The following is a 15,790-nucleotide window of genomic DNA, read 5'->3' as shown; positions in this document are numbered from 1 at the left end:
CGTCGCCGCCCGACAGGGACTCCCCGATGACGTCTTCCCCCGGTGGCGCGACGGGAGTGGATCAGATGGGCGAGGATGGTGCACATGCCGCCGTTCTCCCGCTCCGGGCGGTCCGCACTCGGACGGACCGTCGGCACGGGCATCCGCGCCGTCCGTCTGCTGCTCCGCGGTTCAGTCAGCGGCGGACGCTGGATGACCCGGCGGGCGGGATCGGCGCGGGCCAGGGGGGCCGGCGGCGAGGTCGGCATGGTGCGCCTGTTCGACCTGCACGCGGTTTCCTGCGCCGGCGACACGCTGATCGCCATCGGCCTGGCCGGGACGATCTTCTTCGACGTCCCGCTGGGTGAGGCGCGCAGCAAGGTCGCGCTCTACCTGCTGGTCACGATGGTGCCGTTCGCCATGCTCGCGCCGGTGGTCGGCCCGTTGCTCGACCACTTCCGACACGGCCGCCGGTACGCCCTGGCCACCACCATGCTCGGCCGGGCGTTCCTGGCCTGGCTGATCTCGGACTACATCGGCGGCCTCGGGCTCTACCCGGCCGCGTTCGGCGTACTCGCGCTCTCCCGGGCGTACGGGGTGGCCCGCTCGGCGGCCGTGCCCCGGTTGCTGCCGGAGGGGCTCGGCCTCTCCCAGGTGGGCGCCCGCGCCAGCGTCTACGGCACGGTAGCCGGCGCGCTGGTGGCGCCGATCGGGCTGGCCGCGTTCTGGTTCGGGCCGCAGTGGCCGCTGCGGGTCGCCTCGGTGATCTTCCTGGTCGGCATGGTGATCGCGCTGCGGCTGCCACCGAGGGCGGACTCGGAGCCGCCGGAGCGGGTGCCCCGCCCGCTGCGCGCGCTGCGCCGCGACCGGGACCGGCCCCTCGGCCGGGGCCGGCCGGCCGGCCGCCTGGTGATCGCCACCCTGATCGGCGCGGCAGCGCCGCGCGCGCTCTACGGCTTCCTGCTGCTCTTCCTCGCGTTCGCGCTGAAGAAGGGCGACCTGACCACCGACTTCTTCGGCCGGGAGCTCAACGACCAGGCGGCGCTGGGGCTGGTCGGCGGCGCGCTGGCGGTGGGTGGCTTCCTGGCCACCGCGCTGGGCACCCGGCTGCGCATCCACCGGCCCGCCGCGATCCAGTCGAGCAGCATGGTCATCGTGGCCGGGGTGGGCGTCCTGGCCACGGTGAAGTTCTCCCTGCCGATGGTGGCGGTGCTCTGCCTGGTCGCCGCCATGACCAGCGGAATCGCCAAGCTGGCCGTGGACGCCTCGATCCAGGAACGGATCCCGGAGCGGCTGCGGGCCAGCTCCTTCGCCCACTCGGAGACGGCGTTGATGCTCGCCTTCGTGGCCGGCGGCGGTCTCGGCCTGGTCCCCTTCGAGGGGCGGGTCGGCATCGCGGTCGCCGCCGGGGTCGGCGTGCTCGCCGCCGCCCGGGGCATCGTCGTCGCCGGCCGGCTGCGCGGCGAACGGCTGATCGGCCGCCCGCTCACCGACGAGGAGCTGGCCGAGCGGGACCGCGCGGCGGAGGAGGAGGCGGCGGCCCGCAGCAGGCCGGGCCCGGACGTACCGGACGGCGGCGGGCGAGGGCCGGCCGCCGAGCGGCACGGCGCTGGTGCGCACGGTCCGGACCAGGCGGAGGACGCCGCCACGAAGGCCGCCGCCCAGTCCGCACCCACCTCACCGGCGCCGACCAGGCACCGCTCCCCCGACGGCGACGACCCCGGGCTGGCCCCGCCCGGGTACCACATCTACCGGCCGTCCTCCGCCGCGTCGCGTCCCGGCGGGGCGGACGAGCAGCGGCGGGGATCGCCAGGGCCGGTGTCGTGACGGGCCTGCTGGTGCTGACCGCCGTGCCGGCCGAGGCGGAGGCGGTCCGGGCCGGCCTCACCGACCCGACGGTGACCGTACGGCCGGTCGGGGTGGGGCCGGCGGTGGCCGGTGCCGCCGCCGCGCGGCTGCTGACGCTGGCCGAGGCGGCGGGTCGCCCGTACCGGGCGGTGGTGAGCGCCGGGATCGGCGGTGGCTTCGCCGGCCGGGTGGCGGTCGGCGGGACGGTGCTCGGCACCCGGAGCGTGGCGGCCGACCTGGGCGCGGAGTCGCCCGCCGGGTTCATCCCGATCGACGAGCTGGGCATGCCGCCGGAGCTGCTGGGTGGCGGCCCGGCCGTCGTCGCCGACCCGGAGCTGCTGGCCGGCCTGCTCGCGGCGCTCCCGGAGGCGGTCACCGGCGCGGTGCTGACCGTCAGCACGGTGACCGGCACGGCCGCGAGCACCAGCGCCCTCGCCGATCGCCACCCGGACGCCGTGGCCGAGGCCATGGAGGGGTACGGCGTGGCGGTGGCCGCCGCGCACGCCGGCCTCCCCTTCGCCGAGCTGCGCACCATCTCCAACCCGATCGGTCCCCGTGACCGGGGGGCGTGGCGGATGAGGGAGGCGTTCACCGCCCTGACGGCGGCCGCCCGGGCGCTGCGCTGACCGGCCGCCCGAGACGCATCGCCAGGGGCCGGTACGGCTCGACCCGGAAGCCGCACGCGGCCAGGAAGTTGGCTCCCGGACCGTCCACGATCCCGCTGACGTTGCCGATACCCACCTCGTCCATCCGCCGGACCAGCGCGTCCATCAGCCCGCGCCCGATGCCGAGCCGCCGGTGTTCGACGGCGACGAGCACCCCGTCGAGCACCATCTCGCGCGGCCACACCGACTCGTCCCCGCCGTACGCCAGGTGCGGCGTGCGCTCATGGGCCCGCAACTCGCCGACCAACTCCCCGTCGGGCAGCTCGGCGACGAACCGCCAGCACGTCGCGGGCCGCCCGTCGGTAAAGACCGGGCGCACCGAGAACTCCCGCGTCGCGCAGCTCGTCGTGCGGAACGCTCGGCAGCCCGCACGTCGTCGCGGCGTGGCCACCCTCCTCGGCTACGCCGCGCCCGCCGACCTCCACCCCGCTGCCGCCAGCGTCCTCGGCCCGGACGTGGCCGCCGTCTGCGGTCGGGATGCCACCGGTCGCGGGGGCGACAGCCCCGCCGGCGGGAGGCACGGAAATCATGATCCGGCCCGCCACCGCCCCCACGATGGCCTCGATCGTGCGGAATCGCGGGTCGGTCGCGCGTCCCGACTCGATCCGCGCGATGGTGGCCTGCGGTACCCCGGACCTCTCGGCCAGTTCCCGCTGACTCAGATCGGCGCGGCGGCGCATCGCGCGGACCGTGCGGCCCAGGTCCACCGGAGACAGTGCTTCCGTCACGCACCCATGCTGCGGCCGCGCGCGTCGGTCTTTCAACAGCCTGCGCCAACCTGTGGAAAATGCTGTGGACAACACTGTGGAAAACCTTCCCGGCTGGGGACAGCGGTACGGGTGACGCGACGCTTTGGAGCTGATGTCGTAGACGATTCAGGCTCGGGGCCGGGAGCCTGTGGACCCAGCCGGTGAGCGTGGTTGCCAGAACTGCCGATGCCGTCGACAGGAACGCCCGCCGGTCGGTGGGCCCAAGGGGCCGTAAACCAGGCAACCGGAACGGCCGAGGATTTGAGCTGAATCGTTTACGTCATCAGCTCCAAAGCGAGTTGCGAAGGCATGACTACCCCGCCCCCGGCCGCGCTGCAGTGGGCGGGGCGGCGGGGCGGCGGGTGGCAGGGCGGCAGGGCGGCAGGGCGGCAGGGCGGCGGGTGGCAGGGCGGCAGGGCGGCAGGGCGGCAGGGCGGCAGGGCGGCAGGGCGGCGGGTGGCAGGGCGGCAGGGCGGCAGGGCGGCAGGGCGGCAGGGCGGCGGGGCGGCGGGTGGGGTCACAGTCGGACGGGCGCGGTGGGACGGCGGTGCGGGGACGGGGTTACCGTGGGGTCGTGGCGCTCACCCTGGCGATCTCGCCCTGCCCCAACGACACGTTCGTCTTCCACGCCCTGGTGCACGGCCAGGTTCCCGGAGCGCCGCCGGTCGAGGTGACCTACGCGGACGTGGACGTCACCAACACGGCCGCCGAGCGGGGCGCGTTCGACCTGGTGAAGGTGAGCTACGCGGCGCTGCCCTGGCTGCTGGACGACTACCACCTGCTGCCCTGCGGCGGGGCGCTCGGCCGGGGCTGCGGCCCGCTGGTGCTCACCCGGGGCGCGGCGGGCGATGGAACGGGCGCGGCGGGCGACGGGGCAGGCGCGGCCGGGGGCGGAACGGGCAGGGCCGGGCGGCCGGACCGGGCCGACCTGAGCGGGGCCACGGTGGCGGTGCCCGGCGACCGGACCACCGCGTACCTGCTCTTCCGGCTCTGGTCGGCCGAACGGCCGCCAGCGCGGATCGAGGTGGTGCCGTTCCACGAGATCATGCCGGCGGTGGCCGCCGGGAAGTACGACGCGGGGCTGGTCATCCACGAGGCCCGGTTCACCTACCAGCGGCACGGGCTGACCGCGCTGGTCGACCTCGGCGAGTGGTGGGAGGGCGACACCGGCCTCCCGATCCCGCTCGGCGCGATCCTGGCCCGCAGGGGCGGCGTCGACCCGGCGGAGGCCGCCGGCTGGATCCGGGAATCCGTCCGCCAGGCCTGGGCCGACCCGGCCGCCAGCCGGGACTACGTGCTCTCCCACGCGCAGGAGATGGAGCCCGACGTGGTGGACCGGCACATCGGCCTCTACGTCAACGAGTTCACCGCGGACCTGGGGGACGCGGGATTCGCCGCCGTGGAGGCGCTGCTGGGCCGGGCCGCCGACGCCGGGCTGATCCCTCAGACCTCCAGCTCGCGCGCCACCGCGTGGACCAGCTGAGCGATCTTCTGCGCGGTCTTCTTGTCGGGGAACCGGCCCCGGCGCAGGTCGGGCTGGACCTTCGCCTCCAGCACCTTGATCATGTCTTCGACCAGGCCGTGCAGTTCCTCGGCCGGGCGCCGGCGCAGCTCCGCCATCGACGGCGGGGCGTCCAGCAGCTTGACCCCCATCGCCTGGGCGCCCCGGCGGCTGTCCACCACGCTGAAGTCGACGCGCTGCCCACCCGTGAGATCGGTGACACCCGCGGGTAGCGCGCCCTTGGGCAGGAACACGTCGCCGCCCTCGTCACTGGTGACGAACCCATATCCCTTGGCCGCGTCATACCACTTCACTCGACCCGTCGGCACCTGAAAACCCCTGCTTCGCTCGAGACGTCTACTGCTCCAAGGCTAGCCCGATGATCCGGTCCAGCGCCGCCGGGAATCCGGTGAGATCATCCAACACATGATGCGCCCCGGCGACCCGCAGCTCGTCCGCGCTGCACGGGCCGGTGGCCACCCCGACCCCCGGGAGCCCGGCGGCGCCCGCCGCCACCATGTCCGCCACGTGGTCACCCACGTAGAGGGTCGCGGCGTACGCCCGCAGCGCCGTCGCCTTCTCCTCGGCGAAGAGGTCCCCGGCCAGCTCGTCGACCGCCAGCCCGAGGTGCTCCAGGTGCAGCCGGGCCAACCGGCCGATCTTCGAGGTCACCACCATCACCCGGCCGCCGCGCGCGTGCACCGCCTCGATCGCCTCCCGCGCGCCCGGCATCGGGACCGTCGGGGTGATCGCGTACGCCGGGTACAGCTCGCGGTAGATCGTCACCGCCTCCTCCACCCGCTCGGGCGGGAACCAGTGCGCGATCTCGGTGCGCAGCGGCGGACCGAGCCGGGACACCGCCAGGTCGGCGTCGACGGGCACGCCCGTCCGCACCGTCAACGCCCGGTAGCAGGCGGCGATGCCGGGGCGGGAGTCGACCAGGGTCATGTCGAGGTCGAAACCGAGCATCAGCGGGAGCATTCCGAGAACCTACCCGCCCAACCCTGATCGAGCCGGACGTCCGAGGGGCGGGACGGCCCCGCGGCGGGCTAGCGTGGAACGACGATGACCACCTCACTCGCCGACCACCTGCGCGCTCTGCCCGACGAGTCACTGGCCGCCCTGCTCCAGCTGCGGCCCGACCTCGTGGTGCCGGTGCCCGCCGACATCTCCGCCCTCGCCATCCGGGCCGAGTCGCGGGTCTCCGTGGCCCGCGCGCTGGACGGGCTGGACCAGTTCACCCTCCAGATCCTGGACGCCGCCCGGCTCACCCGGCACCCCACGGAGGGCACCACCTCCACCGAGGCCGTCCTCGCCATGGCCACCGCCGGGCCGCACCCGCCCGCCCCCACCACTATCCGGGGCGCGGTGGACCGGCTGCGCGCGCTCTTCATGCTGTACGGCCCGGAGCACGCCCTGCGCGTCGCCGGCAGCGTCGACGAGGTTTCCGCGTACCCGGCGGGCCTGGGGCGACCGGCGGCGGAGCTGGACCTGCGGACGGCGGCGCTCTGCGCGGACCCGGCGAAGCTGCGGCGGACGCTGCTCGCCGCGCCCCCCTCGGCCCGGGCGATCCTCGACCGGCTCGCCGCCGGACCGCCGGTGGGCAGCGTGCCGCCGGGCGCCCTCCAGGCGCCCCCGGTCGGCGCCGAGGACGACCTTCCGCCGGACGCCACCAACGGCGGCGCGCCCACCGGTTCGCCGGTCCGCTGGCTGGTCGACGCCCGGCTGCTCGTGCCGGTCTCCGCCGGCACCGTGGAGCTGCCCCGCGAGGTGGGACTGCTGCTGCGACGGGACAGCGGCCCGCTCGGCCCGCTGCGCACCAGCCCGCCGTCGGTCACCGCCCCGCCGCGCGAGCCGAAGGCCGTCGACTCCGCCGGGGCCGGGCAGACCATGGAGCTGGTACGCCACACCGAGGCGCTGCTGGAGAGCCTGGCCGCAGAGCCGGCCCCGGTGCTGCGCTCGGGCGGTGTCGGGGTACGTGACCTGCGCCGGCTGGCCCGCACCGTCGGGCTGGACGAGTCCACCACCGCGCTGGTCTTCGAGGTGGCGTACGCGGCCGGGCTGGTCGGGGAGCTGGACCTGCCCGGGGCCACCACCACCCGCTACGGCGCCGACCAGCAGGTGCTGCCCACCGGCGGGTACGAGGTGTGGCGGGCGATGTCGCTGGCCCACCGCTGGGAGCAGCTCGCCCGGGCCTGGCTGACCATGAGCCGGCAGGTCGGGCTGGTCGGCCAGCGCGACGACCGGGACCGGCCGATCAGCGTGCTCTCCGCCGAGGCGGAACGGGCCGGCGCGCCGGCTGCCCGACGGGCGGTGCTCGGGGTGCTGGCCGGCCTGGAGCCGGCCACCGCGCCCACCCCGGAGGAGGTGCTGGAGCTGCTGGACTGGCGGGCGCCCCGGCGCAGCCGGGGCCGGGAGGCCGCACACCGGGAGGTGCTGGCCGAGGCGGCCCAGCTCGGCGTCACCGGGCTCGGCGCGCTCACCTCGTACGGGCGGCTGCTGCTGGCCGACGTCACCGAGGCGGACGAGCGCGGCGGCGACGACCCGCTCGGCCTGCGCTCGGACGCCGAGAGCGGCGACCCGTCGAGCGCGGTGCGGGCGCTGGACGCGCTGCTGCCCGCCCCGGTCGACCACTTTCTGGTGCAGGCAGACCTGAGTGTCGTGGTGCCCGGCCCGCCCGACCCGGCGCTCGCCGCCGAGCTGGACGTGGTGGCCGAGCACGAGTCGGCCGGCGGGGCGAGCGTGCACCGGGTCACCACGGCGAGCGTGCGCCACGCCCTGGACGCCGGCTACACCGCCGACGACCTGCATGCCCTGTTCCGCCGCCGGTCGCGTACCCCGGTCCCGCAGGGGCTGACGTACCTGGTGGACGACGTGGCGCGCAAGCACGGCGGGCTACGCCTCGGCTCCGCCGGCGGGTACGTGCGCAGCGACGACGAGGCGCTGCTCGCCGAGGTGCTGGCCGACCGGCGGCTGGAGCCGATGGCGTTCCGCCGGCTGGCGCCGACGGTGCTGGTCACCCCGTACCAGGTGGGGCGGATGCTGACCGCGCTGCGCGACGTCGGGTACGCGCCGGTGCCGGAGGACGCCAGCGGCGCGGCGGTGCTGTCCCGGCCGAAGACCCGGCGGGCCCCCGCCCGGGCGTCGGTGACCACCCGCGCGCTGGACCCGCTGGCCGCCCCGAAGCTGGCGATGCCCCGCCTGCTCGGGGTGGTGGAGCAGATCCGACGGGGCGACGCGGCGGCGCGGGCGGCCCGGCGGGCCCCGGCGGTGGTGCGCGGCGGCGCGGCCCGGGCGGCGGCCGGCCCGATGCCGGCGCACAGCCACAGCGACGCCCTGGCGGTGCTGCAACAGGCGGTACGGGACAAGTCGCTGGTCTGGGTCGGATACGTCGACGCGCACGGGGCGACCGCGTCCCGGCTGGTCCGGCCGGTCTCGATCGGCGCCGGTTACCTGCGCGCCGAGGACGACCGGACGGAGATGCTGCACACCTTCGCGCTGCATCGGATCACCGCGGCGGTGGTGGAGGACTGAGGGTCAGCGCCGGCTGCGGCGCACCGTGCCGATCACGGAGACGGCGAGCAGCAGCCCGAACCCGGCCCCGGCCGTCTCGCCGACCGAGGCGACGAAGCCCTGCCGCTGCACCAGCCAGCCGAAGAGGAACCAGCCGGCGAGGGCGAGCGCGGCGAGGGCGTAGCCGACCAGTGTCGCCGTGGAGACCTCGCCGGCCGCATTCGGCTCACCGTCGGTGGCCGCTTCCTGGTCGACGCTCATGCCAGCCCTCCCGCCCCGTCCGGCCCCCGCCTTCCAGGGTGGCATCCGGGCGGCGGGACGGACAGGGGACAAAACCCTGATCCGCCCCGGCGGTCGAGCCGCGGGGAGACGGCTCAGGTGCCGGGGCGGGGGCTCAGGTGCCGGAGCGGGGCGGGGCTCAGGTGCCGGGGCGGCGGCCGACGAGCACCACCCGCGAGCCGACCGAGCCGAGTTCCCACCAGCGGACCGCGTCGGCGTGCAGCAGGTTGACGCAGCCGTGCGAGCCGATCGAGGAGTTGTGCAGGTAGGTGGTGGTCTCGTGGAAGCCGATCCCGCCGTTGAAGCGCTGCCAGTAGGGCAGCCAGACCTCGTAGGGGTTCGACCACTCCTTGAGGTTGCGGAAATTGATCTTGTAGGTCCCCGCGGGGGTGGCGTAGCCGGCCATGCCGGTGCGGGTGACCGTCGGCCCGGCGACCACCTTGCCGCTGCGCATCACCCAGGTGGTCTGCCGGGTCAGGTCCACGCAGAAGGTGGTGCCCGTGCCGGCCGTGCAACGGCTGGTGTCCGTGTTGGCCAGCCGCTTCGCCACGTCGTACGTGAGGGGGCCGGCCCGGCCGACGGCTGGACGGATGTCGTACCGCTGCTGGAACTTCTTGATCGCGGCGCAGTCGGCGCTCGACTGCTGGCCGTCGACGGTGACCGTGCCGAACCCGCCCAAGCGGGCCAGGTATCCCTCCACCTCGCGCTGGTATTCCCCCTGCTCGCAGCGGGTCTTGGTCTGCGGCGTCGGGTTGACGAGCCGGCGGCCGCTCTCCGGCTTCGGCGGCGTCGGGACGCGCAACTCCTGCGACACGGCCTTCGGCTTCGGGGCCGGGGTGGTCGGCTGGGTCTGCTGGTCGGGCAGGGAGGCGCCGCTCGCCCCCGTTACCTGTTCCGCCTTGCCGACCGGGGCGAGCCCTCCTCCAGTGCCACCCGGGTCGGCCTGCGGATCGAACGCGCACCCACCGGCGCCGACCAGCGTGACCACCGCCAGGGCGACCATCCGGATGGTGAAACGCCTGCGCCTCATGAAGCCCTCCCGAATCGGCCGTCCCTGTGGGTAGACGTGCCGGCCAAGGGAAACGTTGCATCGTTTGGGCATTTTTCTGTGACCCCCCCGACCTCGTGCAACACTGGATGGTCGGCCTGCGGCGGGTGGCCCCGCCATTGACGGGTAGCCGACGATCCCGGCCGAGGAGAGGACGCTGGCGTGAGCGGTGGACCACTGATCGTGCAGTCGGACAAGACCCTGCTGCTGGAGATCGACCACCCCGACGCGCAGGCCTGCCGGATGGCGATCGCCCCGTTCGCCGAGCTGGAGCGCTCTCCGGAGCATGTGCACACCTACCGGCTGACCCCGCTCGGCTTGTGGAACGCCCGGGCCGCCGGCCACGACGCCGAGGGCGTGGTGGACTCGCTGATCAAGTACTCCCGCTACCCGGTGCCGCACGGGCTGCTGGTGGACGTGGCCGAGACGATGGACCGGTACGGCCGGCTCCAACTCGCCAACGACCCCGCGCACGGCCTGGTGCTGCGCGCCCTGGACCGGCTGGTGCTGATCGAGGTCGCCAAGAGCAAGAAGCTCGCCGGCATGCTCGGCAACAAGATCGACGACGACACCATCCAGGTGCACCCCTCCGAGCGGGGCCGGCTCAAGCAGGCGCTGCTGAAGCTCGGCTGGCCGGCGGAGGACCTGGCCGGGTACGTCGACGGCGAGGCGCACCCGATCGAGCTGGCCGAGGCCGGCAAGGAGGGCCGCAAGCCGTGGACGCTGCGGTCGTACCAGCGGGAGGCCGTGGAGGCGTTCTGGGCCGGCGGGTCGGGCGTGGTGGTGCTCCCCTGCGGCGCAGGCAAGACGCTGGTCGGGGCGGCGGCGATGGCCGAGGCGAAGGCGACCACCCTGATCCTGGTGACCAACACGGTCGCCGGCCGGCAGTGGAAGCGGGAGCTGATCGCGCGCACCTCGCTGACCGAGGAGGAGATCGGCGAGTACTCGGGCGAGCGCAAGGAGATCCGCCCGGTCACCATCGCCACGTACCAGGTGCTCACCTCGCGGCGCGGCGGCGCGTTCACCCACCTGGACCTGTTCGGCGCCCGCGACTGGGGCCTGGTCGTCTACGACGAGGTCCACCTGCTGCCCGCGCCGATCTTCCGGTTCACCGCGGACCTCCAGGCCCGCCGCCGGCTAGGGCTGACCGCGACGCTGGTCCGCGAGGACGGCCGGGAGGGCGACGTGTTCAGCCTGATCGGCCCCAAGCGGTACGACGCGCCGTGGAAGGACATCGAGTCGCAGGGCTGGATCGCCCCGGCTGAGTGCACCGAGGTACGGGTTACCCTGACCGACGCCGAACGGATGTCCTACGCGACGGCCGAGGCCGAGGAGCGCTACCGGATGGCGGCCACCGCCCGCACGAAACTGCCCGTGGTTCGCGCCCTCGTCAACCGGCACCCGAACGACCAGGTACTCGTCATCGGCGGCTACATCGACCAGCTGCACCAGCTCGGCGAATACCTCGACGCGCCGATCATCCAGGGCTCGACCACCAACAAGGAACGGGAACGGCTCTTCGACGCGTTCCGCTCCGGGGAGATCCGCACCCTGGTCATCTCCAAGGTCGGCAACTTCTCCATCGACCTGCCCGAGGCGGCCGTGGCGATCCAGGTCTCCGGCACCTTCGGCTCCCGGCAGGAGGAGGCGCAGCGGCTCGGCCGGGTGCTCCGGCCGAAGGCCGACGGGCGGCAGGCGCACTTCTACACGGTGGTCTCCCGGGACACCATCGACACCGAGTACGCGGCGCACCGGCAGCGCTTCCTCGCCGAGCAGGGATACGCGTACACGATCGTGGATGCCGACGACGTCCTGGGGCCGTCGCTGCCCTCCTTCGACTGAGCTGTTGTTGATCGACTCCGCTTCGGGATATTGCGGTGTCCGGGTCGCGGAGTCGATCAATGTGCTTTCCGCGGGACGGCCGAGCGGGCGTAGGCCGACGCTGAATGACTGCTGTCTCGTCGGGTACGCGGGCTGCGATACGCGAAGGATCAGCCGGTAGACCGCGCCGCTGCCATCGCCCGGCCATTGTTCGGCGCGGAATCGCCCTGGCTGGCCGGAAGGCCACGGGAAGAGAGGCATGCGATGAAGGACCGAATCCTCAAGGGGTTGAAGCGGAAGGCAAACTCGATCATGGTGCGCCGCCGGCGCAGGGATTCCGTGATCACCAAGCCGAGCCGATCGAGAAGGCCCGGCAGGCTCTTCCAATGAGAACGCCACCCGCCGCGAATCCTGACGACATCCTCCGCCCAGAGCTACCCGGCGTGGGCTGAGGCTGGCTGGCGGACGGAACGTACGTCCTCTTCACCACCGCCGAATCGGACAGCAAGCTCCACGAGTCCGACAAGACCGCAACTGCTCCTCGACACGGATGACAGGGGCGGGTGCTGCGGCCGAAGGCGGACGGGCGGCAGGCGCACTTTTGCACCGTGGTGTCCCGGGACACCATCGACACGGAGTACGCGGCGCACCGGCAGCGGTTTCTCGCCGAGCAGGGGTACGCGTACACGATCGTGGTCGCCGGCGACGTCCTCGGGCCGAAGCTTGCCGAGCGTGGACTGACGCAAGGTTGATCGACTCCGCTGCTCGCTACAGACCTGATGTCGTAAACGACTCAGCCGCCAGCGCTTCCTCGGCTCGACTCGGCACTCCGCCCCTGGGCGGCTGAGGCGGCCGATCCGGACATGGGCGAGGATCGCCTCGACCAACTACTGAACGGGTACGGCCCACGGCGACGTGCCACATAGTCCAGATCCCAGAGTGCCGAACGGCTCGCTGCGACAACCTCCGGCTCAGGGTCGACCTACTTCCAGCATCTGGAGCCGCCCCGCTGGGCAGATGGCGATTCGGTGGGACGGCTGCCATCCGCTGGGTTGCTGTCGACCTTGCTGTCGACCGCGTCCCCGCCGGTGCCTCCGGCCGGACCGACCCCCGCTGGGGGGAGGCTGGTCGGCGTTGCCGGCCAGCGTCAGCGGGTGTCGTCCCCTGTGGTCCTACCTTCGATGTCATGGCGGCTGTGACAATTGGAGTCGGTCGCGCAGCACCGCGTTCGCTGACTTTCTGCTGACACGGCACCTGTGGTCCGTAGCTCATGGCAGAGCGACTGCTCGGGGATTGCGTGGGACGTCAACTGGCACAGTTCGGGCTCATCGCCTGCTGCGGCTCTGTTTCCGCGCACTCCATTGCTCTTGCCACCCTGTCCCAACTGTGGAAGTCCGCCTGAATGCATCCGATTTATCAGTAAGGTTCCAGAGGTGGAGAGCGACGCGAGTACGCGGCTTGAGCGGATCCTCGGCGTACCGCTCGCCGAGGATGTGGTACGCCAGTGGCCGCAGTCCGGTGAGCTGATCCGTGGCCGAGCACGGATAGCGGAGGTGGAGTCGCACTTCGTCGGCCTGCGGCTCGCCGTCGGGCGGCGACACGCCTGCCGAAACACGGTGGTCGTCGAGTGGAGCAACGACTACGGCGACGGCCGGGTCTACCGCAACGTCTCGATCGCTGAGCTGCGCGACGGCGAGGCGGTCCGGGTTACCGACTACTGGGGCGAGCCGTTCACCGCGCCCGAGTGGCGGCAAGCGCTCGGGGAACAGCTGGAAATGCCAGCCGGCGGCGTGTGGCCAACATCCGACGCCCTCACCGTCAGCTGACGGGGCGCTGCCGGTTGCTCCTGAGTTGGACTCGACGCGGTTCATCTCTGCACCACCAGTTGCTTCGCGACCGTGACCCCGAGCAGGCTGCCGACCAGCCCCATCAGCAACGCCTCGACAGGGCATAGCAACGGTTGACGCGGCTCGTGGAATCCTCCCCGCGTTCGCCCGATCCGGGCCCATGGTTTACGCACTGCCCTCTAACATCGGGTAAAGCCGACATCACGGGCAAGGGCTGCTGCACCCCCTCTCGCAACATTTCGGCGGTCCCGGCGGTCCGGCCGGCATGCCGACCATGACGAATCGGAAGGACAGCGGCATGAGCTACATCACCGCCAAGGACGGCACCGAGATCTATTACAAGGACTGGGGTGCGGGCCCGGCTGTCACCTTCTCCCACGGCTGGCCGCTCAGCGCAGACGCATGGGACGGGCAGATGCTCTTCCTCATGCAGAACGGTTTCCGGGTCGTCGCGCACGACCGCCGCGGTCACGGCCGGTCAAGCCAGGCCTCCGGCGGCAACGACATGAACGGCTACGCCGACGACCTCGCGGCGGTCATCGAGGCGCTCGACCTCACCGACGCCACACTGATCGGGCACTCGACCGGCGGCGGTGAGGTCGCGCGCTACATCGGCCGCCACGGAACGGGACGGGTCGCCAAAGCCGTCCTCATCTCCGCCGTGCCGCCGATCATGGTGCAGACGCCGGACAACCCCGAGGGCCTACCCATCGCAGTCTTCGACGAGATGCGCACCAACCTGATGAAGGACCGGTCGCAGTTCTACCAGGACCTGGCGCAGATGTTCTACGGCGCCAACCGACAGGGGGCGAAGGTCTCGAAGGGGATCCTCGACCAGTTCTGGCTGTGGAGCATGCAGGCCGGCCTGATGAACGCGTACCAGAGCATCAAGGCCTTCTCCGAGACGGACTTCCGCGACGATCTCGCCAAGTTCGACATCCCCACCCTGGTGCTGCACGGCGAGGACGACCAGATAGTCCCGGTCAAGGACTCGGCGAGGAAGACCGCCCAGCTCATCGCGAACGCCAAGGACATCTACTACCCGGGCGCGCCGCACGGCATCACCTCCACGCTCCAGGACCAGGTCAACAATGATCTGCTCGCGTTCCTGAGGAGTTGACCGAGGCGACATAGCCGCTGGGTTCCCGAGCTGCCCAGACCCGGCCCCTACCCCTCCCTCGACGACTCGCTTACAAGTTCTGGGCGCTCTGTCCGGCGGGGTCCGTCGGCGTCGCTGGCCTCGGGCCACCGTCCGGCGTTGGTCCTTCCTGGGTAGCTCCGTCCGCGCCGGTTGCTGTCACCGTTGCTGTCGACATCTACGGCAGGCTTCCGACTGATCGCCAGGCATAATGAGTGGCAACCACCAGGCTTGGAAGTCTCATGCCACGCCGGCCGCGGCCTACAACCAGCGCGAGGGCCTCGCCGCAAGATGCTGCCCAACCCGTTCAGCAGGACCGACCTTCCTTGGTGGCTACGAGGGATCGCGTAGATAGATCAGACGTTGAAGCGGAACTTAGATCCGCCATCTCCCTACCAGCGGGAACGGGCCTCGACACCTGCTCGGAGCACATCTCGGACTGCCGTGGTTACTCGCCGTTGACGACGTTTCACGGTGTCTTGTGCCCCCTGTGTGCCCCAGACCGCCGGGCGTCCTCCGACGTCACCCATCGATGCGAAGCCTGTGCATGTGATCCGCCCAGTACTCGGGGTCCTCATGGAAAATCAGCCAGTTGTACACGCCGAAGTGGTCCTGCTCACCCCAGAGACGACTGATCACGCGTACCGCCTCCTCGTACGACACCCCATGCCGTGACACCATCGCAAGCGCGATGTCATGGAAGTACTCCCGGTGCTCGTCGGGTGCGTCGAACTGGAGCTCCGGATAGATGCGACCCACTCGGCCATTGTCTCCCGGGCTCGACGCCTTGACCCCCAGGCAACCCACACGGCTCGCTGACCTATGTCGCCACGGGCATCTCGCTGCGTGAACCGTCCCTCGGTGTCCGTGGACGTCCACCGCCGCCCGTACCCGTCGTCACCCAGATAGTCACCCACCAGTTCCTCGGACGCTCGCTGACTCGATCGTCCCGGAGCCCTCGGGCAGCCGTAGGGCCAGCGCCAGGGCCAAGCCGGAGCAGACGTAGAAGGCCACCTGCAAGCCGTTCTCCGACGCTGGCACGGCAAACAGCGCGGGTACGACGACGACCGGCAACCGCGCAAGGAGATGGTTCCGGGTGCCGGTCGCCCAGACTGCTGCGATCAGGCTAGAGCCGCCCAACCACCCGAGGAAGCTGAAGCACGGCACGGCGAGGAGGTAACCGCCAGCCAGCCTGGACACGTCCACTCCGTCGCCGGACGAGACCTGGTCAGCCAGGGTGACCGCCACGAAGACCAGCGAGATTGCCGCCAGCGCGATCGGAATGTTCCAAACGAACCAGGCCACGCCCCAGCCGAATGAGCCGGCATCGCGGCGCGTCGCCCTCCCCACCACCAGCGCCTCCAACCTCCGTACAAGCGTCAGGGACGGCCGTCTTCCAGTC

At 72.3% G+C, this 15,790-nt stretch carries 15 protein-coding genes and 1 pseudogene; 8 read left to right on the top strand and 8 right to left on the bottom strand.

Going from position 1 to position 15,790, the window contains the following annotated elements:
* Nucleotides 1–84 precede the first annotated feature (84 nt).
* Both ABZ807_RS10280 and ABZ807_RS10275 read left to right on the top strand, forming a co-directional pair.
* The gene (locus tag ABZ807_RS10280; protein ID WP_357155000.1) at nucleotides 85–1,806 is read left to right on the top strand and encodes an MFS transporter; all 1,722 of its coding nucleotides are present in this window, start codon (nucleotides 85–87) and stop codon (nucleotides 1,804–1,806) included.
* Nucleotides 1,803–2,453, top strand: a complete 651-nt coding sequence (locus tag ABZ807_RS10275; RefSeq protein ID WP_357154998.1) for a futalosine hydrolase — start codon at nucleotides 1,803–1,805, stop codon at nucleotides 2,451–2,453. Before ABZ807_RS10280 ends, ABZ807_RS10275 begins: the two co-directional genes overlap by 4 nt.
* Here ABZ807_RS10275 and ABZ807_RS10270 read toward each other — a convergent pair.
* Both ABZ807_RS10270 and ABZ807_RS10265 read right to left on the bottom strand, forming a co-directional pair.
* Nucleotides 2,416–2,811, bottom strand: a complete 396-nt coding sequence (locus tag ABZ807_RS10270) for a GNAT family N-acetyltransferase (protein WP_357154996.1) — start codon at nucleotides 2,809–2,811, stop codon at nucleotides 2,416–2,418. The genes ABZ807_RS10275 and ABZ807_RS10270 overlap by 38 nt on opposite strands.
* Nucleotides 2,714–3,199, bottom strand: coding sequence for a helix-turn-helix transcriptional regulator (locus ABZ807_RS10265; RefSeq protein WP_357155237.1), 486 nt, complete (start codon nucleotides 3,197–3,199; stop codon nucleotides 2,714–2,716). The genes ABZ807_RS10270 and ABZ807_RS10265 overlap by 98 nt, the downstream gene beginning before the upstream one ends.
* A 616-nt stretch (nucleotides 3,200–3,815) precedes the next feature.
* On the opposite strand from ABZ807_RS10265, the gene ABZ807_RS10260 reads away from it, so the two are divergent.
* Nucleotides 3,816–4,724, top strand: a complete 909-nt coding sequence (locus tag ABZ807_RS10260) for a 1,4-dihydroxy-6-naphthoate synthase (protein ID WP_357154994.1) — start codon at nucleotides 3,816–3,818, stop codon at nucleotides 4,722–4,724.
* Here the strand turns inward: ABZ807_RS10260 and ABZ807_RS10255 are convergent.
* Both ABZ807_RS10255 and ABZ807_RS10250 read right to left on the bottom strand, forming a co-directional pair.
* On the bottom strand, nucleotides 4,685–5,071 hold the full coding sequence (locus ABZ807_RS10255; protein WP_357154992.1) for a cold shock domain-containing protein: 387 nt from the start codon (nucleotides 5,069–5,071) through the stop codon (nucleotides 4,685–4,687). The two genes, ABZ807_RS10260 and ABZ807_RS10255, sit on opposite strands and share 40 nt — an antisense overlap.
* 28 nt (nucleotides 5,072–5,099) lie before the next feature.
* Nucleotides 5,100–5,723: a haloacid dehalogenase-like hydrolase gene (locus tag ABZ807_RS10250; protein WP_357154990.1), complete on the bottom strand. Its 624-nt coding sequence runs from the start codon at nucleotides 5,721–5,723 to the stop codon at nucleotides 5,100–5,102.
* 84 nt (nucleotides 5,724–5,807) lie between these two features.
* Here ABZ807_RS10250 and ABZ807_RS10245 point away from each other — a divergent pair, with 84 nt between their 5' ends.
* Nucleotides 5,808–8,276 carry a helicase-associated domain-containing protein gene (locus ABZ807_RS10245; RefSeq protein WP_357154988.1) on the top strand — a complete coding sequence of 823 codons (2,469 nt, stop codon included), beginning with the start codon at nucleotides 5,808–5,810 and terminating at the stop codon, nucleotides 8,274–8,276.
* A 3-nt stretch (nucleotides 8,277–8,279) separates the two neighbouring features.
* Here the strand turns inward: ABZ807_RS10245 and ABZ807_RS10240 are convergent, their stop codons facing one another.
* Nucleotides 8,280–8,516, bottom strand: a complete 237-nt coding sequence (locus ABZ807_RS10240; protein ID WP_357154987.1) for a hypothetical protein — start codon at nucleotides 8,514–8,516, stop codon at nucleotides 8,280–8,282.
* 157 nt (nucleotides 8,517–8,673) lie between these two features.
* Nucleotides 8,674–9,564 carry a L,D-transpeptidase family protein gene (locus ABZ807_RS10235; protein ID WP_357154985.1) on the bottom strand — a complete coding sequence of 297 codons (891 nt, stop codon included), beginning with the start codon at nucleotides 9,562–9,564 and terminating at the stop codon, nucleotides 8,674–8,676.
* A gap of 180 nt (nucleotides 9,565–9,744) precedes the next feature.
* On the opposite strand from ABZ807_RS10235, the gene ABZ807_RS10230 reads away from it, so the two are divergent.
* The 4 genes and pseudogenes from ABZ807_RS10230 (at nucleotide 9,745) to ABZ807_RS10215 (ending at nucleotide 14,370) form a co-directional block, all read left to right on the top strand.
* Entirely contained in the window at nucleotides 9,745–11,424 is a 1,680-nt protein-coding gene (locus ABZ807_RS10230; RefSeq protein WP_357154983.1) for a DNA repair helicase XPB, read from the top strand.
* 536 nt (nucleotides 11,425–11,960) lie between these two features.
* Nucleotides 11,961–12,155: pseudogene (locus tag ABZ807_RS10225) on the top strand (helicase); the annotation flags it as partial.
* A 681-nt stretch (nucleotides 12,156–12,836) separates the two neighbouring features.
* The gene (locus tag ABZ807_RS10220; protein ID WP_357154981.1) at nucleotides 12,837–13,229 is read left to right on the top strand and encodes a nuclear transport factor 2 family protein; all 393 of its coding nucleotides are present in this window, start codon (nucleotides 12,837–12,839) and stop codon (nucleotides 13,227–13,229) included.
* A gap of 319 nt (nucleotides 13,230–13,548) precedes the next feature.
* A complete protein-coding gene (locus tag ABZ807_RS10215; protein ID WP_357154978.1) occupies nucleotides 13,549–14,370 on the top strand; it encodes an alpha/beta hydrolase in 822 nt (273 codons plus the stop codon).
* A gap of 540 nt (nucleotides 14,371–14,910) precedes the next feature.
* Here the strand turns inward: ABZ807_RS10215 and ABZ807_RS10210 are convergent.
* Nucleotides 14,911–15,147 (bottom strand): hypothetical protein, encoded by a 237-nt coding sequence (locus ABZ807_RS10210; protein WP_357154976.1) that lies wholly within the window; start codon nucleotides 15,145–15,147, stop codon nucleotides 14,911–14,913.
* 150 nt (nucleotides 15,148–15,297) lie between these two features.
* Nucleotides 15,298–15,753, bottom strand: coding sequence for a hypothetical protein (locus tag ABZ807_RS10205; protein ID WP_357154975.1), 456 nt, complete (start codon nucleotides 15,751–15,753; stop codon nucleotides 15,298–15,300).
* Nucleotides 15,754–15,790 lie beyond the last annotated feature (37 nt).

Origin of the sequence: Micromonospora sp. NPDC047548, from assembly GCF_040642975.1 — a bacterium.
GTDB lineage: Bacteria > Actinomycetota > Actinomycetes > Mycobacteriales > Micromonosporaceae > Micromonospora.
Note: the sequence above shows the minus strand (reverse complement) of the source record. Positions and strands in the feature narration are given on the sequence as shown.